The following is a 22,557-nucleotide window of genomic DNA, read 5'->3' as shown; positions in this document are numbered from 1 at the left end:
GCATGCACTTTAGCAAAAATGGCATAAAAAAAGCGAGGCCAATGCCTCGCTCCGGTTTAACTATTTTTCTGTGGGCCCCAGTCATAGATTTTTTTCTGGTAGGCGTACCACATCATCCAGAGACCGACCAGAATCATTGGCAGACTCAGGAATTGGCCTTTACTCATCCAGGCAATAAATAGCTGACCATTGTCCGGTTCGCGGAAGAATTCCACCACAAAACGCGCCAGACCATAACCAATCAGGAACAGTGCCGAAACCGCCATACGTGGACGCGGTTTGGAACTGAACCACCACAGCAGAATAAATAACAGCAGCCCTTCAAACAGCGCCTGATACAACTGTGATGGATGACGTACCAGCTGTAGTGGATCGGTCGGGAAAATCATGCCCAGTGCAAAGTTTGGATCACTGACCGGACGGCCATATAACTCGCCACCAATAAAGTTGCCGATGCGTCCAAACATCAGCCCGGTCGGGACACAAGGTGCAATAAAGTCCAGGGTTTGGAACCAGGTCATCTGGTATTTTTTGCACCAGAACAGCATGGCCAGCATGACCCCCAGGAAACCACCGTGGAAACTCATGCCCCCGGTCCAGACTTGAAACAGCCACACCGGGTTAGCCAGAAACTGCTCAAAGCCATAAAAGAACACATAACCGACACGGCCGCCAATGACTACCCCCAGCGCGCCGTAAAAGATCAGGTCCGAAACCATGTCCGGCGTCCAGCCACGCTGCTTGGCGCGATAGGTGGCCAGACCCCAGGCAAATAAAAAGGCCAGTAAATACATCAGTCCATACCAGTGGACTTGTAAGGGACCCAGCGATATCGCCACCGGATCAATATTTGGATAGGTCAGCATTCCTGTTCCTTGTCATTCTGTTTTGCACAGATTTTAGCTGAATAAGATGAAAAATGTTGTACATTCAATGTGTAAAGATAGCGAGCAGGAAATTATGTGTATTGTGGCCTTTGCCTGGCAGGTTCTGGATGAGCTGCCTTTATGTTTAATTTCAAACCGTGATGAGTTTTATCAGCGTCCGACTGCGGCGTTGCATGCCTGGGAAAATAGCCCGATTTATGCTGGACAGGACTTGCAGTCGGGTGGCACCTGGATGGGCGTGACCGCCAGCGGCCGCTGGGCCATTGTTACCAATTTTCGTAATGGACAGGATCAGCACAATTATCCGACCTCACGCGGCCATCTGATTCAGGATTTTCTGGAATCTGAATTAAGTCCAATTCGCTTTGCACAAGCATTGGAGCCGCGCCAGTGCGATTATGCCGGCTTTAATTTATTTGTCGGCGACCGGGAACAGGCGGTGTATATGAGCAACCGAGGGGAGGCGCCGCAAGTGCTGGCCAAAGGGGTATATGTAGTGTCCAATGGCTTAATGGGCGAGCACTGGGAAAAAACTGGTCATTTGCGTAAACGCTTTACCCAGGAATTTTTACCGATGTTACAGCAAGCCCAGATGCCAGAAGCAGATCTGCAGCATGCTGCCTGGGATATTCTGGAAGATGAACGCAAGGTGATTGCAGATTTATTGCCAGAAACCGGCATTCCTGTCGAGCTGGAAGAGTTATTGTCGTCGACCTTTATTCAGAGTCCGGCGTATGGTACACGCTGTTCCAATATTTTAAGATTAAATGCTCAGCAATGGCACTGGTTAGAGAAAAGCCAGCAGGGTGAAACCGCCGGACAGATCGTGGAGCTGAATATTCCATTACAGAAATAAAAAATACCGGCATCAAGCCGGTATTTTTAAGTTTAAGGATGCTTAAGAGAAAGCGTTTTATGCTTGCTCTAGTGCCTCACCTGCAATCGGACCACCGTCTTTACGGGTGATGACCACAGTAGCTGAACGAGGAACTTTACCTAACGCGCTGTAGCGGGTACTTTGGTTCGCTGGCCAAGCACCACCTGGATGCTGAACATTGACAAAGATCGCTTTATAGTCAGGTGTAATGGTTACCCCGGTAATTTCACAGCCAGATGGACCAACCAGGAAGCGGCGGACACGGTCATTAGAAAGCTGTGCACCCACAATTGTTTCTTGACCACCTGCTTTGGTACTTGCTGCAATCGCGGTACCGCCATCACCGACTGAACCTGGAAGTGCTGCAAGCATCATACAGTTGGTTTCATCTGTATATTGACCATCATCGGTTTGAATCCAAAGGATACCACGTGGGTCAAACCACATACCATCCGGGCTAGAGAAGTCGTTCATATCGTCTAGACCAGACAGGTTGATGTTTGACTCAGCGCGTGCTTCAGCACCAAATAAGAAGATATCCCATTTAAATGCTGTAGCGGCTACCGTGTCGCCTTCTTCACGGAAGCGAATAATATGGCCATTCATGTTTCCGGAACTACTTGCGCTTGTGCCCTTGAAGTCAATATAGCTACGTGGGTTAGCGGCATCAGTTGGATACGAACGACCACGGCTGCTGTTATTGGTTAAGGTGACATAAACTTCGCCATTTTCAGGGTTCACTGCAACCCATTCTGGGCGGTCCATTTTGGTTGCACCAACGTGGTCTGCAGCAAGACGGGCATGAACAACGACATCATCCTGACCGGAGAAAGGATAGATTGCATTCGCAGAGGTGAGGCCATTCTGGTTATGCGACAGTTCTAACCATTCACCGGTACCATCATCATTGAACTTGGCAACATATAATGTACCGTTATTCATATATTTGTCGCCAGCAGCATAGCCGCCGTTTACATCTTTAGGGTCCCACACTGCATCTGATACGAACTTATAGATATATTCACCTGTCGCATCATCACCCATATAGAACGCTAATGGCTGACCAGGGATCGGGTTACTACAACGACAATCTTCATGTGCAAAACGGCCGAGTGCAGTACGTTTTACTGGACGTTCAGTTGCGCTAAACGGGTCAATTTCAACAATAAAGCCACAAGTGTTCATGACATTACGGTAGTCTGCTAGCGCGTTTTCACCTTTAACTGAAATATCCCAACGATCATACAGATCTTTGTCACCAGTTAACTCGGCAACTGGAGTATTCCATAAATATTGCGAAGAACGGGCATTAGCACCACCACGACCATAACGTGATAAGGCAATTTCTTCTTTTGCAATGGCACGTGTGTCATTGGCTTGACGAGCGAAATAACCGCTCCAGTTTTCTTCTGCAGTCAGATATGTCCCCCAAGGTGTATAACCGTTACCGCAGTTTGCAAATGTACCACGTGTTAAAGTACCGTCTTGAGAGAATCGGGTTTTAACCAGATCAGAACCGCGCGCTGGACCACGGATTTCCATTTCAGTTGCGGCAGTAATACGACGGTTAAATTCAGAATTTAAATTAATTTTAACGTCTTGGGTATTTTCATCTTTGCTAATTTCAACAACAGATACACCGTGAGCATTTACTTCACGTAAAACCTGATCTTCAGGGCGGATGCCATCTACTGAAATCGTGCCCACAGGGGTATGTAACTGAGATTGCTGCAGATACTCATGGTTTAATACCAGCAAGCCTTGTTTTGATTCTTTGGCAGCATAGTTTTTGTTGGTTGGATGCATACCGAAGAAGCTCATACCATCATGGTTATCGCCGGCACGGAATTGATAAGATGCACCTGATGGTAGTTCAGCATCGGTTTTTTCTGGATAAGTAGGGTTAATTGGATCGCCTACTGCATATAACACTTTCAGCTGGTAGCCTGCAGGAACACTGAAGAAGTTCGCTGTATTTTTTCTCACAGGTTCAAAGGTTAATTTATTCGGGCGGGCGTTCAGATCGCTCCACTCATGCTGATCAGGAGAGGTTGTGTCTGGAGGAGAGGTTGGATTTTCACCTGAATTACCAGAATCATTATCATCATCTGAACAGCCGCTCACGCTTGCTGCAAATGCTAATGCCATTGCCCCACTTGTAGTTTTTGCAATAAAACCACGACGATTCATATGTTGATCAAGAATCGTTTGAAAATGCGTATTATTTGAAGTGTTACTATCTTCGGTCAGATCCTGACACGGAATCATTTCATCGTTGTTCATTTAAAAGTCCTAGCTTTTCTTTAATGGCTTGGTTGCTGCTTAAAAGCTAGAAATAAACTACCCGCTGAATATGACAGTACCTTGAAGAAAATATTTCAAAAAAGTTAAATAAGAACAATGGTTTACTAGAATAAAAAAGAGCAGCCGGAGCTGCTCTTTTTTAATCGGGTTTGTAAAAACTTATTCTGCAGTCAGCCGACGCTTCTCAATCAGCTTGCCAGCAAATAAGCCCAATTCGAATAACATCCACATTGGAATGGCCAGCATAATCATCGACAGCGCATCCGGTGGGGTAACAAACATCGAAACAAAGAAACAGCCGACAATAATAAAGCGACGTTTTTCGACCAGCTGCTGGGTACTAACCACACCAATTAAAATCAGCAATAGGGTAATAATCGGAATTTCAAAGGTAAATCCGAACACCAAAAATAGCTTCAAACAAAAAGTCAGATAACTATTAATATCGGTCATCGGGGCAACTGTTTCCGGTGACACACTGATGAAAAAGTGCAGAATTGACGGCAGTGCAATAAAGTAAGCAAATGAAATCCCAATATAGAACAGGGCAATACTGCTTATGAGCAATGGCAGCGCCAGACTTTTCTCTTTTTCATATAAGGCCGGTTTTACGAAAGCCCACAGCTGATAAATAATAAATGGCATCGCAATCATCAACGCCACAAAAAAGTTCAGCTTAAACGGTGCCATAAAGGTGGCCGTGACATCGGTGGCAATCATGGTCGATGAGGTCGGCAACTGCGCACGCAGCGGCTCAGATAAAATCTGATAGGTGCGATTGGCAAAAGGCAATAAGCAGAAAAACAGTGCAATAACCAAACCCACAATTTTAAATAGATGCTTGCGTAGAATCACCAGATGTTTGGTGATCGGCATTTCTTCTAAAGCAGCCTGCTCGCCCACTGTCGCCGCTGGCAATTGAGAAGGAGAACTTTGACTCATACAGCCACCTTATAATCGGTAAATTGTGACGTGGTCGGAGGAATAGCTTCAGCCGAATTTAGCGGTTGATGCTGAGGACGCAGCAACAGCGAAGGTTGCGGGGCAATAAAGGTATAGCGCATCGGCAAATTTTTATTATCCGTTGCAGCGGTCTGGTTCGGTTGTTCTTCCGCGAATATTTTTTGTTGTTTTAGCTCATGCATCTGAGATTGCATTTTTTGCTCAAGTTCCTGAATACGTGCCATTTCCTGTTGCATCTGTTCACGCAGTTCAGAAAGTCGAAGTTCCCGATCAATATCATTTTGCACATTGCTGATGGTACGTTTAATTTTGCCGTACCACTTTCCAACAAAACGTGCAGCTTCAGGCAGCTTTTCTGGACCCAGCACCAATAATGCAATGATGCCGAAAAACAGCAGCTCCGCCATTCCAATATTGAGCATAACAAAATTACCTGAAAAATTATTGTTTTACAGTCGTGTTAACATCAGATGATGTCGCTTGATGTTCAATGGTACGTGGCTCGTTTAGGGCCGCAGTGGTCGTTTCATCATCTTTAATTGATTTTTTAAAGTCTTTAACCGCACCGCCCACATCTTTACCCAGGTTTTTCAGTTTAGATGTACCAAACAGAAGAATCACCACGATTGCAAAAATCAGAACGTGCCAGATCGATAAACCAGCCATAATATTTACCTCTTTTTAATTCAAGACATATCTCAACAGGTCTAGATGACAGCGAGGTGACAGGAATATTGCGATTCAAAGACAGCAGATGGGCTAAAAGCATGTTGTGCCATCAATTATGTTAGGATAATCACCACTTTTCTACCTTCCTGTGTACCCGCATGGCGCTGCTGCTTCCGCTAATTTCATTTCTGATTGGATACTTCGGGGTCGCGTATTTAAAGCCGTTGCGTCCGGTGCTAGCGATGTTACTGGCCCGGCTGTTTATTCCGTTACTGATTATCTACAACATGGTGTTTTATCAGGACGGCAGCTTGTGGCTGATTGGTTTTAGTCTGGTCAGTTCCATCCTTTTCTTTGCAGTCTTTTATGTCTTGCAAAAAGATAAACTGATCGCACTGTGCTTCAGTTATTTAAATGGGGCCTGGCTGGGTTTTCCCTTTGCCTTGGCCCTGTTTGGACCTGCGGCCAGCAGTATTATTGTGGCGCTGTATATTGGCGGATCCTTATTTGGCAATGTCTGTGCGGTGATGGCGGTGAGCCAAACCCGGCAAGAATTAAAGTTTATTGTTAAAAATGTGCTGCTTTCACCGCCGGTGATTGCCCTGAGTCTGGCGGGTATTCTATCTTTTTGGGATGTGAGCCAGTTTGAACATCAGACCTGGGTACAAGTGATTTACCAAAGCAATAAAGTACTGGTGACCTTTGCCGGCATGTGCGTGCTGGGGATGTGGCTGAGTAAAGTTCGGATTGGCTGGGCTGACTTAAAGCGTAGCCTGGCTTTACTGGTCGCACGTATTCCGCTGGCCTTGTTGCTATGTGCTGTGGCGTACTGGTGTTTACCCATTCCGCAGCAGACCTTGATTTATGCCGTCATGCTAATGTTTTTCCTGCTGCCACCGGCTGCCAATATTGTGGCACTAGAAACCCATTATCAGGGCACCGGTGATTCTGCCAAATATATTGCCTCAGGAACGATTGCCAGTGCGATTTTGATTGGCGTATATGGCGTGGTGGTGCATGCGGTGGTGCCGGGTTTATAAATCAAAAAGTTCTCTCTCCCTTTGGGAGAGAGTTAGAGAGAGGGTATAAAAGTTTTTGAAAGTCCCTCTTTATTAAAGAGGGGGATTTACGGAAACCCTTTGTAGAAATGAGCAATATTTTAGCGTCAGAAGAAAGATGTATAGAAGAATCTCTCCCAGCCTCCCTTTTTCAAAGGGAGGAGTTTTAAAAGGATGTTACTTCTCCAAACTCGCTTTAAACAGCTGCATCGCCTGACCTCGATGGCTGATCTTATTTTTTTCTTCCTTGCTCATCTCGGCGCTGGAAATACCCAGCTCCGGTAACCAGAACAGTGGATCATAACCAAAACCATTTTCACCACGTGGTGCATCCAGAATTTCACCTTGCCAGATGCCCTGGAAAATTTGTGGCAATGGATCTTCGGCATGCTGCACTAGGGCCAGCACACAAACAAACATACCTTCAATCGCTGTTCCATCTTTGCGTAAAGGCAGTAAGTCTGCCAGCAGTTTTTCATTATTGGCGGCATCATTGCCATGTGCGCCGGCATAACGGGCAGAGTAAATTCCCGGTGCGCCGTCCAGTGCCGGTACGCAAATCCCGGAATCATCAGCAATCGCAGGCTTGCCAGAAATTTTAGAGGCATGACGCGCTTTAATAATCGCATTTTCAACAAAGCTCAGGCCATCTTCAATGGCATCTTCAATATTGAGTTGGCCTTGCGGGATGACATCAACCGGTAAATTCAGTTCTGCAAACAGTTTTTCAAATTCCGCAATTTTGCCTTTGTTATTGCTGGCTAGAACCAGGGTGCCTTGAGAGAGCCAAGCAGGTGCAGTCATCTCGAATTACTCATGATTGAAAACATGCCGGCTAGTTTAACCGAAAACCACCAGACAGCAGGCATGAAAAAAGCACCCGAAGGTGCTAGTATTTTTGAACCTGGCTTATTGCGCCTGAATCCATTTGTCGGCACGGTCACGCGCCTGACGAATCTGTTCCTGGGTCAGGTTGGCGGCCAAGGCTGTTTTTTTGCCTTCAGATAAAGAAATCACTTTATTGTCGAGCATGCCATCACGGGTAGACAGCTCATACCACTGATAAGCGCCCATATAGTTTTTCTTTTTCTCTTCCATCATCGCCAGGTTAAAGCTGGCACGGTTATCACCGCGGCTGGCCGCTTTTTCAAAATACTGACGGGCCAAGACTTCATCTTTTTTGGTGCCAATGCCATCAGCCAGCATACGACCTACGTTCAGTTGGGCTGAAGACAGTCCCTGATCGGCAGCGGCTTTATACCAGGCAAAAGCCTGACGTTCATCTTTAGCGACATCTTGGCCATGCAGATATTTGGTTGCCAGATAGAACTGCGCACCGGCCTGACCGGCTTTGGCGGCTTTAATCAGACCCTGAATGTCCATCACCGAATACTGGGCGGCCTGGCTCGACACCGAGCTGCCTGGCGCCACGTAATCTGCATGCGCCTGCAGGCTAAAAAGTCCAACCAGTAGCGTCGTGCTTAATAATAATTTTTTCATAGAGCGCTCACTCGATAAATTGCGACTTCACCAAACAGATTCGGGATATGTTTACTGAGTAAACTAACTTGTTGATCCCCATTCACAGCGAGTCGATTAATAATACGGATATTGTTTTCAGCACAGAGTGCTTCGAAATCACGGAAAGTACAGAGGTGGATGTTCGGGGTGTTGTACCACATATACGGCAAAGCTTCTGAAACCGGCATTTTTCCTTTCAGTGCCAGGAAAGAACGGGTCCTCCAGTGGGCAAAGTTCGGAAAGGTAATAATCGCCTGTTTTCCGACACGCACCATATCACGCAATAATACGTCAGGTGCATCTACAGCTTGCAAGGCTTGTGCCATGACCACATAGTCAAAAGACTGGTCGGCAAAGCGGCTTAAACCGAGGTTTAAGTCTTGTTGGATGATATTTAACCCCCGACTGACGGCAATTGCAATCTTTTCTTGGTCAATTTCCAGGCCGTAAGCACGAATATTGTGCTTTTTACTCATGTGGGCCAGCAGTTCACCATCACCACAACCGAGGTCTAAAACGCGGGAACCGGGCTTAATCCACTTTTCGGCAAGTTGCTGATCAATACGCATTACACAGCCTCCTGCGGGGTTGCCTTGAGGTGTTCTGCACCTCCCAAAAATGCTCTTAAAGATTTGACATATAAAGGAATCGGGAACAGGAAGGAGTCATGGCCCTGTTCGGCATCAATATCTAAATAGCTGACCGGTTTATGGTTGCTAATCAGCGCATCGACAATTTCCTGCGAACGCGAAGGCGAGAAACGCCAGTCGGTGGTAAACGAAATCACCAGGAACTGGCATTGGGTATGGGCCATGGCCTGTACCAGCGACTGTTCGTATTCACGCGACGGATCAAAATAATCCAGCGCCTTGGTCATAATTAAATAGGTGTTGGCATCAAAGTTACGGCTGAACTGTTCACCTTGATAGCGCAAATAGCTTTCCACCTGAAACTCGACATCGAAACCGTACATGAATTTGCCCAGTTTCAGGTCACGGCCAAATTTCTGCTTCATGGCTTCTTCAGACAGATAGGTGATGTGTCCGACCATCCGCGCCAGAATCAGGCCACGTTTTGGATAGCTGTCATGTTCCAGATAACGGCCATGATGAAAATCAGGATCAGAAAGAATCGACTGACGCGCGACTTCATTAAAGGCAATATTCTGTGCCGACAGTTTTGGCGCACTGGCAATAATCACACATTTTTCCAGACGGTCCGGATAATCAACCGACCATTGCAAGGCCTGCATGCCCCCCAAAGAACCGCCAATCACTGCATACCATTTTTGAATGCCTAAGCGGTCTGATAGCATGGCCTGGGTTTTGACCCAGTCACGCACCGTCACCAGCGGGAAATCCGGACCATAAGGGCGGTTTTCATTTTCCGGGTTGGGTGAGGTTGGACCGGTCGAACCATGACAGCCACCAATATTGTTCAGTGCCACCACAAAGAATTTAGAGGTATCAATGGCTTTGCCCGGACCAATACAGCTGTCCCACCAGCCAGACTTTTTATCATCTTCATGATGATAGCCCGCCGCATGATGATGCCCGGACAGGGCATGGCAGATTAAAATGGCATTGGATTTGTCGGCATTCAAGCTTCCGTAAGTTTCAACCATCAGTTCAAAACGTGGCAGAATGCGTCCACATTCCAGCTCTAACGGCTCTTCAAATTGAAACTGTTGTGGCGTTACGACACCCACAGAGTTAGCAGGGAAAGACACAGGAATAATTCGCCTTAGAATCTTTAGAATGAATAAATAAAAAGGATACCACTTGGGGTATCCTTTCTAAAGTACTTTATGTGCTTAAACGGCAGCAGCAACCAATTGTTCTTTGCTTAATACGCCCTGATCAATCAGACGGTTAGTGCTGGCAATAATGGCTTCAATGGATGAAGTCACAATGTTGTCATGCACCCCGGCACCAAAGGCAGATTTACCGGTACCTTTCACCTGCAACTCAACCAAGGCCAAGGCTTTGGCATTGGCACCCGAGCTGATGCCGCGTTCTTCATAGTTCAAGACATCAATTGGTAACTGCAAGGCATCCAAAATGGCCGAGATCGGACCGTTACCTTCACCGCGCAACTGCTGTGTCGAGCCATTCACCACCACTTCAAGTTCAATTACCTGTTTGCCATTGTCATCAGACAATTTATAGCTCTTGGCAGAATAATGTGAATCTTTGGCATCGACATAGGTTTGCTGGAACAATGACCAGATTTGCTGTGCTGAAATTTCAGTGCCTTCTTCATCGGTCACTTGCTGCACCACTTGCGAGAACTCGATTTGTACACGACGCGGCAACACCACGTTGTAGTTCGATTCTAACAAGTAAGCAATCCCGCCTTTACCTGACTGCGAGTTCACCCGAATCACGGCATCATAGTCACGGCCCAAGTCTTTCGGATCGATTGGCAAGTAAGGCATATCCCAGATTTCTTCGTTTTTCTGGTATTCAAAGCCTTTTTTAATCGCATCCTGGTGTGAACCCGAGAACGCCGTGAACACCAAATCACCGGCATATGGATGACGTGGATGCACAGGTAAACCGGTACATTCTTCTACGGTCGCAATAATTTCGTTGATGTTAGAGAAATCCAATTCTGGTGCCACGCCCTGGGTGTACATGTTCAAGGCAATTGCTGCCACGTCAACGTTACCGGTACGCTCGCCGTTACCAAACACACAACCTTCAACACGGTCAGCACCGGCCATAATCGCCAATTCAGAGGCAGCAATACCACAGCCACGGTCGTTATGACAGTGAACAGAGATGATCACCCCGTCACGACGTTTGATGTTGCGGTGCATCCACTCGACCTGGTCGGCATATACGTTTGGAGTCGAAACTTCTACAGTCGCAGGCAAGTTTAAGATGACTTTGTTTTCAGGAGAAGCTTCCCAGATTTCAGTCACGGCGTCACAGACATCTTTAGCCACTTCCAATTCGGTTGCGGTGAAACATTCCGGGCTGTACTGGAAAATCCAGTCCGTTTCTGGATATTGCGCTGCGTATTCTTTCACTTTTTCAGCAGCGTTAATGGCCAACTGTTTGGCACCCGCGACATCAACATTCAAGACTTTTTGACGGAAGGTTGGCGAGTTGGAGTTATAGATATGTACAATCGCGCGTTTTGCACCTTCCAATGCTTCAAAGGTACGCTGAATCAAATGGTCACGTGCCTGAACCAAAACCTCGATATACACATCATCCGGAATGTGGTTTTCTTCAATCAATTTACGGGTGAAATCGAAGTCAATTTGTGAAGCAGACGGGAAGCCAATTTCAATATGCTTAAAGCCAATTTTCACCAACATCTGGAACATTTTGAACTTCTGTTCAATGCTCATTGGTTCGAAAATTGCCTGGTTACCATCACGCAGGTCGGTGCTCATCCAGATAGGCGCTTTTGTAATTTCGTTATTCGGCCATTGACGGTCTGGCAAGTCAACACGTTGATACATGCGACGATATTTTTTACTTGGATCAGCCAACATCATGAGGTAACTCCTTGTGAAGCATGGGTTGCTTAAGCTTATAAAAAAGCAACGTACTACTTATATAGATGGTATCTATGGTATCAATTTACAAGCGTATTTCCGGAAAATATTAGGATCAGTCCACATTTTCAGAAAGAGTTGCTACCTGGCTGGTACCGTTCGCGGTCTTGCAAATTCCTAAGATAAATATAAGCCAACTGAAGTGGAAATTATTCTCTTAATTTGCATCATTAAAGGTTGTGGAGATAAAAAATTTCACTGGATCTGGTTTTTGTGAAAAATATAGCGACTATTGATCTCTTGCAGGCGCGCTGTTCCCATTAAAGCCATGGTCACTTCCAGTTCTTCCCGCAAAATTTTAATCACATGCGCCACACCTAACGCACCGGCTACTGCCAGACCATAAATATACGGCCGGCCAATCAGCACGGCGGATGCGCCCAAGGCCAGCGCCTTAAAAATATCGGAGCCGCGGCGGATGCCACCATCCAGCACTAAGGGAAAATTTGCCGGCAGTTGTGCGCGTATCATCTGTAGAGCTGTCAGTGGGCTAATGCAGTCATCTAGCACCCGGCCACCATGATTGGAAATGACCAGTCCCTGTACACCGTATTGCAATGCCAGTTGAGCATCTTCAGGATGCACAATGCCTTTGAGCAGCACCGGTAAAGACGTTTGCTGTACCAGCCAGGCGATATCTTCCCAGGTCGGTGCCTGTTGCATCAGACCATCAAACAGGGGATGTTGCTCTGGCCTGAGGATGGGGGATGTAAAGGAAGATAGATGCGGATGAGGCAGATGCGCCGGCACTTGAAAACCGGCCCGACGTTCACGGTCACGAACGCCGCTATGCGGTGAATCGACGGTCACCACAATGGCTTTAAACTGTTGTTGCTCTGCCAGTTGCACCAGTGCCAGCGATTGTTCGCGATTGCCTTGCCAATACAGCTGAAACCATTTAAGAGAGGTTGTTGGCGCAACTTCACGCAGATCGGTAGTACTTAAATGACTCAGGACCAGATTACTGCCCACCGCTTCTGCTGCGAGGGCAGTGGCTAGTTCACCCTGTGGATGAAACAGTTGCTGATGGCCAACCGGGGCGAGAAAAATTGGATGGGGAAATTCCTGCCCGAACAGTTCGCAGCGGGTATGGCCTTGGCTCAGGTCACGCAGCATTCTGGGCAGCAGTTGCAGCTGCTGAAACTGGTCCAGATTCTGTTGCAGGCTGCGCTCATCCATGGCGCCGCCTTGTAAATAGTGCCAGGTGGCCGGCGTTAAATGTTTGCTGGCCTGAGCTTCATAGTCAGCAATGGTTTGCAGATAGGCTGGAATCTGGGTAAGTGGCGGCAGTGGCTGGGCAGATGTCATAGTTCGCCCCATTGACGCAGCAGATTATGATAATGCGCGGTCAGTTGCAGCACTTGTTCATTATCGCCAAGTTGCTGACGCAGTTGGCCAATGGTCATATCCAGATTAAACAGCATGCTGCGCTGCCAGTCATCGCGAATCATGCTTTGTGCCCAGGTAAAGGCGGCAATGCGCCGCCCGGCAGTGACCGGTTCTACCCGGTGCAGGCTGGTGGCGGGATAGAGAATCACATCACCGGCATCCAGCTTGACTTCATGAGCCCCGTAAGTGTCTTCAATCACCAGTTCACCGCCCTGATATTCTTCCGGTTCAGACAAAAATAAGGTCATGGAAACATCAGTACGAATCAGCTGCTGATGTGCAGCCGAATAATGCACGGCGCTGTCGACATGATTGCCATACGTCCCTTGCTGCTGATAGCAGTTAAACATTGGCCGCAGAATATGTTTGGCTAAGGTCGCAGATTGTACCAGCGGATGCTGTCTCAGTGCCTGTTCAATCTGTTCAGCCAGCGCTGGATACACCAGATGCTGTGGGTCAAATTGCAGATTGTGTTTGCTTTTTTTTGCCTGTGGCCCGGCACTGTGCTGGCCATCAATCCAGGCGGTATGCTGGTTAAGCTGCTGACGAATATCAGCCACGGCCGCTTTACTGAGAACTTGAGGAACATGCAGCATCATGAGACTTGAATCATCCTTCAGACAGAGCGCTGTCTGTCATCATAAAGCCAAATAAAAAATGAAGCAGCATTTCAGATAAATGCTGCTTCAACAGAACAAAATAAAACTTAGAACTTATAGTTAAAGGTCAGGCTGGCACTGCGCTCCTGACCAAGCGTCATACGCGAACCGCCGTTGTTCAAGGTGCTGATGTATTCTTCATCTGCCAGGTTATAGACATTCAGGTTCAGTGAGGCATTTTCATTGAACTGATAACCGGCCATGGCATCAAATACCACATAGCTTGGAATGCTTGGCATATTGGCTGGAGCAGTGCTGTCGGTGACGACACGTTTTTGCTCATCGATATAACGTGCACCCAGACCCAGTTTAAAGCCGGCAATGTCATAGGTGGTCCATAATGAGGCGGTCCATTCCGGTGACCAGCGCACGCTATCGGTACGGGTCATGACATTGTCACGGAAACTTTGCTGATCTTCCTGTTTGGTTTTCATATGCGCCACACCGGCAGAAATATTCCAGGCATCGGTAATCTGGCCGACTGCACTCAGCTCAACCCCATCGACGATGGTTTTGCCTTCCTGGATGGATTCCTGTGTAATCGCATCTTGGGTAAACTGGTTTTCATTTTCCGTGCGATAGACTGCGGCATTCAGGGCTAGACGGCCATCAAGCAGATCCCATTTGCTACCCAGTTCATAATGATGGGTTTCTTGCGGTTCTGCCGCTGCACTGTTAATGCCCGACTCAGACATCACAAAGTTGGTGCTGCCCGGTGGGGTTAAGGATTTGCCATAAGAAGCATAAACGCTGCTGTAAGCAGTTGGTTTGTACAGACCGCCAAGTTTCCAGCTCAGCAGGGTGTCATGTGCACTGATATCTGAAGCTACAAGGGCATTTTTGCCGCGAGGTAAGGACAGGCCTTGATAGTCAGTTTCGTAATAATCTACCCGTACTCCACCGTTTAACTGGAAGCGTTCGCCAAACTTTAAGGTATCAAACAGATAAGCCGCAGCCGTCTGGGTTTCACCATCGCTATAAGCACCGTTATAGATCAGGTCGGCCATTGGATCATTGGGGTTTGGGTTATACAGGTTGGCTTCAGTGGTGGATACTGCAGGCTCATCCGGCATTTGGGTGGCCAGATTGCGGGTGTATTGCTGCTCTTTTAAAAATTCCAGGCCAGCTACCACATCATGTTCAATAGCACCGGTTTTCAGGTTCAAATTTAAAGTGGTCTGGTTGGCCAGAATTTTATTTTCCTGATCAACCCCCTGACGTGAACGGCTGATGGTCCAGTCGGCTGGATTGGTCGAATCATGTGCAGAAATGGTGTTAATCCCGGTCAGGACTCGGTTCATCTGGGTTTGACCCAAACGGGTGATATTAGTTAGTTTCAGATTATCTGCCAGATCACTTTCAATTTTCGCGGTGAACATGTCGGCATCGACATCTTCGTAATCATCTACATGGCCATAATAGTTTTCACGATTAACCTTGCCAGCTTGGGCAATATCCGGATTGGCATTCCAGAAGCCTTCCATACCAATGGTTGGAATACCGCCGTCTGGAATATTACGCTGACGGACGTGTTGTGAATATAAATACAGGCGGGTCGGAGTATTCAGGCCAAAGGCAACAGATGGGGCAATGGCATAACTGTTGTTTTCGAGCACATCACGGCCTTGCACGCCGCCTTCTTGTCCCATGACATTGAGACGAAAAGCGGTATTGTCATTGATGGCTTGGTTGATATCGGCCGAGAGGCGGGCATTTTCTGCGGTATTGTAGCTGGCAGAGACTTCGCTACTGTTTTGCAGATGTGGCAGTTTGCTGACCAGGTTGATATAACCAGATGCCGAACCACGACCGGCTTCGGCACCGGCCGGGCCTTTCACGACTTCAACCTGTTCCAGGTTAAATACATCGCGGCTGACTGCGCCCAAATCACGGATGCCATCGACATAGGTAGAGGTTTGGGTAGAGAAACCACGCATCTGGAAGGTATCACCAGCGCTGGTATTACCATTTTCACCCATTTGTAAGGTAATGCCCGGGGTATTGCGTAGCGCTTCGACCAGTGACGTCGCGCCTTGTTCTTTTAATAAGGTTTTATTAATAACAGAAACTGTTTGTGGGGTATCGACCAGTGGCTGGGTCTGTTTCGCGGAGCTGAGCTGATTGGTTTTATATTTATTTTCAGCCTGAGATTTCACCGTTATTTCAGGAAGCTGGGTGACTTCTTCGGTTGCTGTGGTTGCATGTGCCATGAGCGGCAGGGTGGCTGCAAGGGCAACGAATGATGCAGTGCGTTGATGTTTTCGGCTCTTAATCTGTGCCATGGTGGTGTATTTCCTGATATGAATGACAAAATTCCCTTACCACAATGATTTGAGTGCGCAGTTCAAATGCAGAGTAATGATGGACTTATTGTATGCGTTCAATAAGTAATGCGAATTTTAGTGATAATAATTCTCAGTAACAATATGTAAGTTGGTTAAAATAAGCTAAACAATCAAGAAAATATTTATGGATTGCTCGCATTTAATGAAATAAATCAATAAGAATATTTGAATAATCGTATTTTTAATTTAATTTGATCGGTTTTTGGAATTAAAAAACCCTGCCGGGGCAGGGTTTTGGGTTCTTATGTGAAATCAGGATTAGAAGTCATAAGAAATAGACAACCAGTAGTTGCGGCCTGGGAGGTAAGTACCAGACATACCAGAGGCAATGTCTAAGTATTTGTAAGCAGTTGCGCTGGCGATAATTGGATTACCGTTCTTATCAGTTGAATCATATTGGTAGGTTTGATTGTCTTCAGTAAAATCTTTGTCTAATAAGTTATTTACCGCCATATTAATTCGGATCTGATCATTCACTGTATAACTTGCACCTAAGTTAAACACGTTATAGCCTGCAAATTTATCTCCAAAAATCAAAGACTCTTGATAGTCTGAAGAACCAAGTCCAGATGCTGGTGTTTTGGGTTGGGTCTGGAATCGGTCTTTACTTGAACGATATTCGTGTTGTAACCAGATATCTAAAGCAGGGTTAATATGCCAAGTCGAGGTCGTATTCAGCGCGTGTTTTGGTACGTTGCTGAAGTAAGCGCCTTTATTTTTACCTTTGGTGATCTCAGTTTCCATCAGCGTATAGGCTGTTTTAATATCCCATTCTGGCAATATTGAATAATTTAGGCTAACTTCTAAACCCTTTGTTTCAGCTTCATCTGCATTGGCACTTTGTGTGTATTCGGTCACACCTGTAGCTAAATTGGCACATTCAGGAGAGGCCGGGCAGTTGAATCGTGAAGATATAATTTTGTCTTCAATTTGGTTAAAGAAAGCTGTTGCAGTTAGATTTAATTGATCACTAGGTTGGAAATTAAAACCTAATTCATAGTTAATCGAAGTTTCAGGCTTTAAGTTTGAGTTGCCTAAAGTCGGAGTTTCACCTTGTCCGCTGTAGTTAATAATTCCGTCATGTAAAGCTTTTGGAGATGGAACTTTATAACCTGTACTCACACCACCTTTCACAGTGAAGATATCGTTGGTGTTCCAAACTAAGTAAGCACGTGGACTAAATTGTCCACCAAAACCTGAGTGATCTTCGTAACGTCCCCCAAAGGTAAAACGGAGATTATCTCGTAATGCCCACTCATCTTCTGCGTATAACGACCAGGAATCTTTAGAGAATTCTTGGCCAATACCTGCAATATCATCAGCAACTGTTGCATCTTTATATTCAGCACCTGCAGTCACGGTGTGATTTGCCAAAGGCATGACAATGTGTGAGTCAACAACTAAGTCTGTATTTTCTAAAGTACGATCTTGACCTTCATATGCATTGTTTGGGAAGGTGCCATTAGGAATCGTACGGCCTATAGTTTCTGTTTCAGTATGGCTAACATAAGTTTTCCATTGACCAAAACTATAGTCACCATCATGTCCTACAGAAACTTGTGTACGGTTAAACTCTAATTCATCTTTATAGCCATTTGCTTTGTTAGGTTTATCAATATTACCTAAACGGTTGTCTTCATTTTTATATTTTTGACTGGAATGGAAGCCGTCTATCCATAAAGTATTTGTATCATTTAACTGGTAAGTAAGCTTAGCACCTGCATCATAATTGTCTGCTTTACTTGGGCGTGGATCACGACCTGTTGAGCCAGGTACTCGCTCTGAACGTTGACGGTCTAAATATGAGCCACGTAGTTGCATACCAAGTCGATCATTGATAATCGGACCATTAACAACAACGCTAGTTTTCCAGGAATCAGCTTCACCATTATGTTCCATTGCATTGCCACTAACCGTGACATTGCCATTCCATTCATTACTGACTTTTTTGGTGATGATGTTGATTACACCACCCATCGCTTCTGAGCCATAGCGGGTTGCCATTGGTCCACGGATGACCTCAATACGTTCAATTGATGAAAGAGGCGGTAAGTAACCATTTGATGATTCACCAAAACCATTAGGCGCAACATCAGAAGAGGTGGTTTGGCGACGTCCATCAATTAAAATCAAAGAATATTCGTTACCTAAACCGCGCATTTTAATATTTAAGCCGGAGGTTTTGCCTACACCATCACGAATATCAATACCAGGTACATCAACTAACAAATCAGCAATACTGGTGGCATTTTTCTTTTCAATATCTTCTTTTGTGACCACGCTAATAGAAGCAGGTGCATTTTTAATATCTTGTTCAAAACCTGCCGCAGAAACCACAATCGTGGATAATTGATGTGTCGGGTCAGCTGTTGTTTCAGTGGTTGTATTTGCAAATGCGGAACTAGCAGAAATTCCAAGAATCGCGAGCGAAAGCGGGCGAAGGTTAAAGGTGCGCATAACCGAATTCCAGTATTGGGATATAAGAAGAATAGTTAAAAATATGAGTTAAAAACCATTGAATATTAATGATAGTACTTATCATTTGCAACAAATATTAGACAATAGATAAAAATAGCGAAGGGAATATGAAGAATTTAAGCCGAAAAATTGTTCTGATCGCTTGTTATTTTGTATATCTTTAAATGTTGTCATATAATATGGCACTTTTTTAAAAACTGTTATTACTAAATATCGAGGAAGCCATGCAAGTAACTTCTGAAGCGGTTTCGGGCGTTGCCCGTCGTTTAAATGTATCTGTACCGACGAGCCGTATTAACGAGCAGTTCGAAGCTCGCTTAAAACGCACAGCTAAAACTGCGAAGATTAACGGCTTCCGTCCAGGTAAAGTGCCTGTAAACGTTGTACGTCGTGAATATGGCGCGGGTATCTATCAAGAAGTTGTAAACGACATCATTCGTGACACCGTATTTGAAGCAATCCAACAAGAAAAAATTAATGCTGTTGGTATGCCAAATATTGAAAAAACTGAAATGAAAGACGACGCTTTAGTATATGAAGCGACTGTTGAAGTTTATCCAGAAGTTGAAGTGAAATTCGAAGGTCTGGAAGTTGAGCGTAAAGCATCTGAAGTTAGCGACAAAGATGTAGATCAAATGATCGAAAATCTGCAAAAACAGCGTGCAACTTGGGCTGAAACCAAAGGCATGGCGAAAAAAGACATGCAAGTGACTTTTGATTTCGAAGGCACAGTAGATGGCGAGAAATTTGAAGGCGGTTCTGCTGAAGACTTCAAACTGGTATTAGGTTCTGGCCGTATGATCCCGGGCTTTGAAGACGGCATCGTGGGCATGAAAAAAGGTGAAGAGAAAGTTATTGATGTAACTTTCCCGGAAGACTACCAAGCTGAACAGCTGGCAGGTAAAGCAGCTCAGTTCAAAATCAATGTAAAACTGGTTGAAAAACAAAAGCTTCCAGAAGTTGATGCTGAATTCTTAAAAATCTTCGGTTTAACTGAAGAAGAAGGCGTTGAAAAGTTAAAAGCTGACGTTCGTAAAAACATGGAACGTGAAGTGAAAAACGGTCTTCGTAACCAGGTGAAAGGTGCAACGTTTGATGCGCTGGTTGCTGCGAACGAAATCGAAGTTCCAGAATCTATGGTTAAGCAAGAAATTGACCGTCAACGTCAACAAATGATCCAACAGTTCACTCAGCAGTTTGGTGCGCAAGGTGCGAAAGCATTTGACTCAAGCATGCTTCCAGACGAACTGTTCAAAGAACAAGCTGAAAAATCTGTAAAACTTGGCGTATTGGTGAGCAAAGTTTTAGCAGACGCGAAACTTGAAGTGGATGCTGCACGTGTTGATGCTTACATCGAAGACATGGCATCTTCTTATGAAGATCCAAACGAAGTAATTGAATACTTCAAAAATGACAAACAGCAACGTGCTCAAATTGAAGCAGTTGTGTTAGAAGACCAAGTGGTTGATCACATTCTTGCAGCTGCAAAAGTGACTGACAAACAAGTCAGCTACGAAGACTTATTGAAAGAGCAACAAGCTCGTCAACAAGGCTAATTTCAGCTGAAGTAAAAAAGGCGCCTAAGGCGCCTTTTTTATATAATATAAAAACTTGGATGGTTTTAAAGTTTACAAAGCTTATGCAAAAAATATCCATGAATTGTGGGTGAATATTTTGCAATTTAGATGATTATCCCTCATATTGTGATCATGGGTGAACTCACAAGAATTTAGGAATAAATAAACGTATGTATGTTCCATCAATTGATAACGCATTGGTTCCAGTAGTCGTTGAGCAATCATCTCGTGGTGAGCGTTCTTTTGATATTTATTCACGTCTTTTGCGTGAACGGGTGATTTTTTTAACGGGTGAGGTTGAAGACAACATGGCCAACTTGATTGTGGCGCAAATGTTGTTTTTAGAGGCAGAGAACCCAGATAAGGATATTCATTTATACATTAACTCGCCAGGCGGTTCAGTCACTGCTGGTATGGCGATTTATGACACCATGCAGTTTATCAAGCCAGATGTGGTGACTTACTGTATGGGGCAGGCAGCGTCAATGGGTGCATTCCTGCTGAATGCCGGTGCCAAAGGCAAACGTTACTGCCTGGAAAATGCCCGGGTCATGATTCACCAGCCTTTAGGCGGTTTCCGTGGTCAGGCTTCTGATATTGAAATTCATGCGCGTGAAATCCTGTTCATTAAAGAGCGCTTGAACCGTTTGATGGCAGAGCACAGTGGCCAGGACTATGAAAAAGTGGCCAAAGATACCGACCGTGATAACTTTATGACTGCACAGCAGGCCAAAGAATACGGTTTAGTGGACGAAGTGTTATCTAAGCGTCCATAAGTTTTAAAGATTTAAATTGGAGAGAATATGTCCGAACATCCTCAAGGACAAAAACATTGTTCATTTTGCGGTAAAACGCAGTCTGAAGTCGGGAAGCTGATTGCAGGCGAGGACGCATATATCTGTAATGAATGTGTGGACGTATGCCTGGATCTGGTTCAGACCAGTCAACAAGTTGAGTCGAGTGACTGGGCCGCCCGTCCGTTGCCAAAACCGCATGAAATTCGCGCTGCACTGGATCAGTATGTGATTGGTCAGGACCTGGCGAAAAAGACTTTATCGGTGGCAGTTTATAACCACTATAAGCGTTTGAAAGTCACGCATAACGGTCAGAAAACCAATGATGCAGTCGAAATTGCCAAAAGTAATATCCTGCTGGTGGGTCCAACCGGTTCGGGTAAAACCTTATTGGCACAGACCTTAGCGCGTTTGCTGGATGTTCCGTTTGCCATGGCCGATGCCACCACCTTAACCGAAGCTGGTTATGTGGGTGAAGATGTTGAAAACATCGTGCAAAAGCTACTGCAAAAAGCCGATTACGATGTCGAAAAGGCGCAAAAAGGCATTATCTATATCGATGAAATCGACAAGATTACCCGTAAGTCTGAAAACCCGTCGATTACCCGTGATGTATCGGGCGAGGGTGTGCAGCAGGCCTTGCTGAAAATGATTGAAGGCACAGTGGCTTCTATTCCGCCGCAGGGTGGCCGCAAGCATCCGCAGCAGGAATTTATCCAGATTGATACTTCCAACATCCTGTTTATCTGTGGTGGTGCATTCTCGGGTCTAGAGAAAATTGTGCAGCAACGTCAGGAAAAAGGTGGTATTGGCTTTACCGCTGAAGTACGTAACAAGGATGAAAGTAAAAAGCTGTCTGAACTGTTCCGTCAGGTTGAAGCAACAGATTTGGTGAAATTCGGTTTAATTCCGGAATTTATTGGCCGTTTGCCAGTCATTGCAACGCTGGATGAGCTGGATGAAGACGCATTAATGCAGATTCTGACCGAGCCGAAGAATGCCTTGACGCGTCAATACGAATATCTGTTCGAGATGGAAAATGTCGACCTGATCTTTGATGACGCTGCATTACGTGCGGTGGCGAAAAAAGCCTTGGAGCGTAATACAGGTGCGCGTGGTCTGCGTTCAATTCTGGAAAATGCCTTGCTTGAAATCATGTATGACTTGCCAAGTCGTAGTGATGTAGGCACGGTCATCATCACTGAAGCAGTGATTAATGGTCAGGCCAAGCCAGAATTAAAAGCGGAACGTCAAAGCAAAGAAGCTGTGGTAGAACAGCCGAAAGCCGATTTAAAAGTCGTGAATTCAAAAACGGCTTAAGACGCTATTCGTCAGAAACGTGCGGGAATCAACGGTTTTCGCACGTTTTTTATTTGAAAAAATAAGACAGAGTGCTAATCTCTGCATCAGGGCCTGGATGCCAAACCCAATAAAAATATTGAAAAAGTGTTAAGTGTAAAAATAA

At 45.5% G+C, this 22,557-nt stretch carries 19 protein-coding genes; 5 read left to right on the top strand and 14 right to left on the bottom strand.

What is annotated here, in order from left to right; genetic code table 11:
* Positions 1 to 56: 56 nt before the first annotated feature.
* Positions 57 to 866 carry a prolipoprotein diacylglyceryl transferase gene (gene lgt, locus ACVLR6_RS12280; protein WP_005180193.1) on the bottom strand — a complete coding sequence of 270 codons (810 nt, stop codon included), beginning with the start codon at positions 864 to 866 and terminating at the stop codon, positions 57 to 59.
* Between the two features lie 94 nt (positions 867 to 960).
* On the opposite strand from lgt, the gene ACVLR6_RS12275 reads away from it, so the two are divergent.
* A complete protein-coding gene (locus ACVLR6_RS12275) occupies positions 961 to 1,743 on the top strand; it encodes an NRDE family protein (RefSeq protein WP_455996186.1) in 783 nt (260 codons plus the stop codon).
* Positions 1,744 to 1,800: 57 nt separating this feature from the next.
* On the opposite strand, the gene ACVLR6_RS12270 is transcribed toward ACVLR6_RS12275, so the two are convergent.
* The 4 genes from ACVLR6_RS12270 to tatA all read right to left on the bottom strand — a co-directional run bounded on the left by ACVLR6_RS12270 (position 1,801) and on the right by tatA (position 5,697).
* Positions 1,801 to 4,047 (bottom strand): PhoX family protein, encoded by a 2,247-nt coding sequence (locus tag ACVLR6_RS12270; protein ID WP_168384202.1) that lies wholly within the window; start codon positions 4,045 to 4,047, stop codon positions 1,801 to 1,803.
* A gap of 180 nt (positions 4,048 to 4,227) precedes the next feature.
* Entirely contained in the window at positions 4,228 to 5,010 is a 783-nt protein-coding gene (tatC, locus tag ACVLR6_RS12265; protein WP_005180188.1) for a twin-arginine translocase subunit TatC, read from the bottom strand.
* Positions 5,007 to 5,453: a Sec-independent protein translocase protein TatB gene (tatB, locus tag ACVLR6_RS12260; protein ID WP_455995337.1), complete on the bottom strand. Its 447-nt coding sequence runs from the start codon at positions 5,451 to 5,453 to the stop codon at positions 5,007 to 5,009. The genes tatC and tatB overlap by 4 nt, the downstream gene beginning before the upstream one ends.
* Before the next feature lie 19 nt (positions 5,454 to 5,472).
* The gene (gene tatA / locus ACVLR6_RS12255) at positions 5,473 to 5,697 is read right to left on the bottom strand and encodes a Sec-independent protein translocase subunit TatA (RefSeq protein WP_005180185.1); all 225 of its coding nucleotides are present in this window, start codon (positions 5,695 to 5,697) and stop codon (positions 5,473 to 5,475) included.
* Positions 5,698 to 5,858: 161 nt separating this feature from the next.
* Here tatA and ACVLR6_RS12250 point away from each other — a divergent pair, with 161 nt between their 5' ends.
* The gene (locus tag ACVLR6_RS12250; RefSeq protein WP_455995335.1) at positions 5,859 to 6,740 is read left to right on the top strand and encodes a permease; all 882 of its coding nucleotides are present in this window, start codon (positions 5,859 to 5,861) and stop codon (positions 6,738 to 6,740) included.
* A gap of 195 nt (positions 6,741 to 6,935) precedes the next feature.
* Here ACVLR6_RS12250 and rdgB read toward each other — a convergent pair whose 3' ends face one another.
* The 9 genes from rdgB to ACVLR6_RS12205 form a co-directional block, all read right to left on the bottom strand.
* Positions 6,936 to 7,562 (bottom strand): RdgB/HAM1 family non-canonical purine NTP pyrophosphatase, encoded by a 627-nt coding sequence (gene rdgB, locus ACVLR6_RS12245; protein ID WP_104494687.1) that lies wholly within the window; start codon positions 7,560 to 7,562, stop codon positions 6,936 to 6,938.
* 105 nt (positions 7,563 to 7,667) lie between these two features.
* Positions 7,668 to 8,258, bottom strand: a complete 591-nt coding sequence (locus ACVLR6_RS12240) for a tetratricopeptide repeat protein (protein ID WP_005180179.1) — start codon at positions 8,256 to 8,258, stop codon at positions 7,668 to 7,670.
* Positions 8,255 to 8,848: a methionine biosynthesis protein MetW gene (metW, locus tag ACVLR6_RS12235; RefSeq protein ID WP_005180178.1), complete on the bottom strand. Its 594-nt coding sequence runs from the start codon at positions 8,846 to 8,848 to the stop codon at positions 8,255 to 8,257. The genes ACVLR6_RS12240 and metW overlap by 4 nt, the downstream gene beginning before the upstream one ends.
* Positions 8,848 to 10,008 (bottom strand): homoserine O-succinyltransferase MetX, encoded by a 1,161-nt coding sequence (metX, locus tag ACVLR6_RS12230; protein WP_005180176.1) that lies wholly within the window; start codon positions 10,006 to 10,008, stop codon positions 8,848 to 8,850. The genes metW and metX overlap by 1 nt, the downstream gene beginning before the upstream one ends.
* Before the next feature lie 84 nt (positions 10,009 to 10,092).
* On the bottom strand, positions 10,093 to 11,790 hold the full coding sequence (leuA, locus tag ACVLR6_RS12225) for a 2-isopropylmalate synthase (RefSeq protein WP_005180175.1): 1,698 nt from the start codon (positions 11,788 to 11,790) through the stop codon (positions 10,093 to 10,095).
* A gap of 255 nt (positions 11,791 to 12,045) precedes the next feature.
* Positions 12,046 to 13,158, bottom strand: a complete 1,113-nt coding sequence (locus ACVLR6_RS12220) for an alpha-hydroxy acid oxidase (RefSeq protein ID WP_005180173.1) — start codon at positions 13,156 to 13,158, stop codon at positions 12,046 to 12,048.
* Positions 13,155 to 13,838: a Fe2+-dependent dioxygenase gene (locus ACVLR6_RS12215; RefSeq protein ID WP_005180172.1), complete on the bottom strand. Its 684-nt coding sequence runs from the start codon at positions 13,836 to 13,838 to the stop codon at positions 13,155 to 13,157. Before ACVLR6_RS12215 ends, ACVLR6_RS12220 begins: the two co-directional genes overlap by 4 nt.
* 107 nt (positions 13,839 to 13,945) lie before the next feature.
* Entirely contained in the window at positions 13,946 to 16,180 is a 2,235-nt protein-coding gene (locus ACVLR6_RS12210; RefSeq protein WP_455995332.1) for a catecholate siderophore receptor Fiu, read from the bottom strand.
* A gap of 321 nt (positions 16,181 to 16,501) precedes the next feature.
* Positions 16,502 to 18,700, bottom strand: coding sequence for a TonB-dependent receptor domain-containing protein (locus ACVLR6_RS12205; RefSeq protein WP_104471602.1), 2,199 nt, complete (start codon positions 18,698 to 18,700; stop codon positions 16,502 to 16,504).
* 245 nt (positions 18,701 to 18,945) lie between these two features.
* Here ACVLR6_RS12205 and tig point away from each other — a divergent pair, with 245 nt between their 5' ends.
* From tig to clpX, 3 genes are all read left to right on the top strand, one after another.
* Positions 18,946 to 20,277 (top strand): trigger factor, encoded by a 1,332-nt coding sequence (gene tig / locus ACVLR6_RS12200; protein WP_075167430.1) that lies wholly within the window; start codon positions 18,946 to 18,948, stop codon positions 20,275 to 20,277.
* 191 nt (positions 20,278 to 20,468) lie between these two features.
* Positions 20,469 to 21,074: an ATP-dependent Clp endopeptidase proteolytic subunit ClpP gene (gene clpP, locus ACVLR6_RS12195; RefSeq protein ID WP_005180162.1), complete on the top strand. Its 606-nt coding sequence runs from the start codon at positions 20,469 to 20,471 to the stop codon at positions 21,072 to 21,074.
* A gap of 27 nt (positions 21,075 to 21,101) precedes the next feature.
* Positions 21,102 to 22,412: an ATP-dependent protease ATP-binding subunit ClpX gene (gene clpX / locus ACVLR6_RS12190; RefSeq protein ID WP_016658565.1), complete on the top strand. Its 1,311-nt coding sequence runs from the start codon at positions 21,102 to 21,104 to the stop codon at positions 22,410 to 22,412.
* Positions 22,413 to 22,557: the final 145 nt, after the last annotated feature.

The organism is Acinetobacter sp. T63 (assembly GCF_053852345.1).
The sequence above is the reverse complement of the archived record's forward strand: the minus strand, read 5'-3'. Positions and strand labels throughout refer to the sequence as shown.

What these genes read in the sequence shown, in the direction of transcription:
- ACVLR6_RS12220 (WP_005180173.1), bottom strand. Translation starts at nt 13,158, where the DNA reads ATGACATCTGCCCAGCCACTGCCGCCACTTACCCAGATTCCAGCCTAT.
- ACVLR6_RS12205 (WP_104471602.1), bottom strand. Translation starts at nt 18,700, where the DNA reads ATGCGCACCTTTAACCTTCGCCCGCTTTCGCTCGCGATTCTTGGAATT.
- metW (WP_005180178.1), bottom strand. Translation starts at nt 8,848, where the DNA reads ATGCGTATTGATCAGCAACTTGCCGAAAAGTGGATTAAGCCCGGTTCC.
- ACVLR6_RS12215 (WP_005180172.1), bottom strand. Translation starts at nt 13,838, where the DNA reads ATGATGCTGCATGTTCCTCAAGTTCTCAGTAAAGCGGCCGTGGCTGAT.
- ACVLR6_RS12270 (WP_168384202.1), bottom strand. Translation starts at nt 4,047, where the DNA reads ATGAACAACGATGAAATGATTCCGTGTCAGGATCTGACCGAAGATAGT.
- rdgB (WP_104494687.1), bottom strand. Translation starts at nt 7,562, where the DNA reads ATGACTGCACCTGCTTGGCTCTCTCAAGGCACCCTGGTTCTAGCCAGC.
- tatA (WP_005180185.1), bottom strand. Translation starts at nt 5,697, where the DNA reads ATGGCTGGTTTATCGATCTGGCACGTTCTGATTTTTGCAATCGTGGTG.
- tatB (WP_455995337.1), bottom strand. Translation starts at nt 5,453, where the DNA reads ATGCTCAATATTGGAATGGCGGAGCTGCTGTTTTTCGGCATCATTGCA.
- clpX (WP_016658565.1), top strand. Translation starts at nt 21,102, where the DNA reads ATGTCCGAACATCCTCAAGGACAAAAACATTGTTCATTTTGCGGTAAA.
- tig (WP_075167430.1), top strand. Translation starts at nt 18,946, where the DNA reads ATGCAAGTAACTTCTGAAGCGGTTTCGGGCGTTGCCCGTCGTTTAAAT.
- tatC (WP_005180188.1), bottom strand. Translation starts at nt 5,010, where the DNA reads ATGAGTCAAAGTTCTCCTTCTCAATTGCCAGCGGCGACAGTGGGCGAG.
- ACVLR6_RS12275 (WP_455996186.1), top strand. Translation starts at nt 961, where the DNA reads ATGTGTATTGTGGCCTTTGCCTGGCAGGTTCTGGATGAGCTGCCTTTA.
- clpP (WP_005180162.1), top strand. Translation starts at nt 20,469, where the DNA reads ATGTATGTTCCATCAATTGATAACGCATTGGTTCCAGTAGTCGTTGAG.
- leuA (WP_005180175.1), bottom strand. Translation starts at nt 11,790, where the DNA reads ATGATGTTGGCTGATCCAAGTAAAAAATATCGTCGCATGTATCAACGT.
- ACVLR6_RS12250 (WP_455995335.1), top strand. Translation starts at nt 5,859, where the DNA reads ATGGCGCTGCTGCTTCCGCTAATTTCATTTCTGATTGGATACTTCGGG.
- lgt (WP_005180193.1), bottom strand. Translation starts at nt 866, where the DNA reads ATGCTGACCTATCCAAATATTGATCCGGTGGCGATATCGCTGGGTCCC.
- ACVLR6_RS12240 (WP_005180179.1), bottom strand. Translation starts at nt 8,258, where the DNA reads ATGAAAAAATTATTATTAAGCACGACGCTACTGGTTGGACTTTTTAGC.
- ACVLR6_RS12210 (WP_455995332.1), bottom strand. Translation starts at nt 16,180, where the DNA reads ATGGCACAGATTAAGAGCCGAAAACATCAACGCACTGCATCATTCGTT.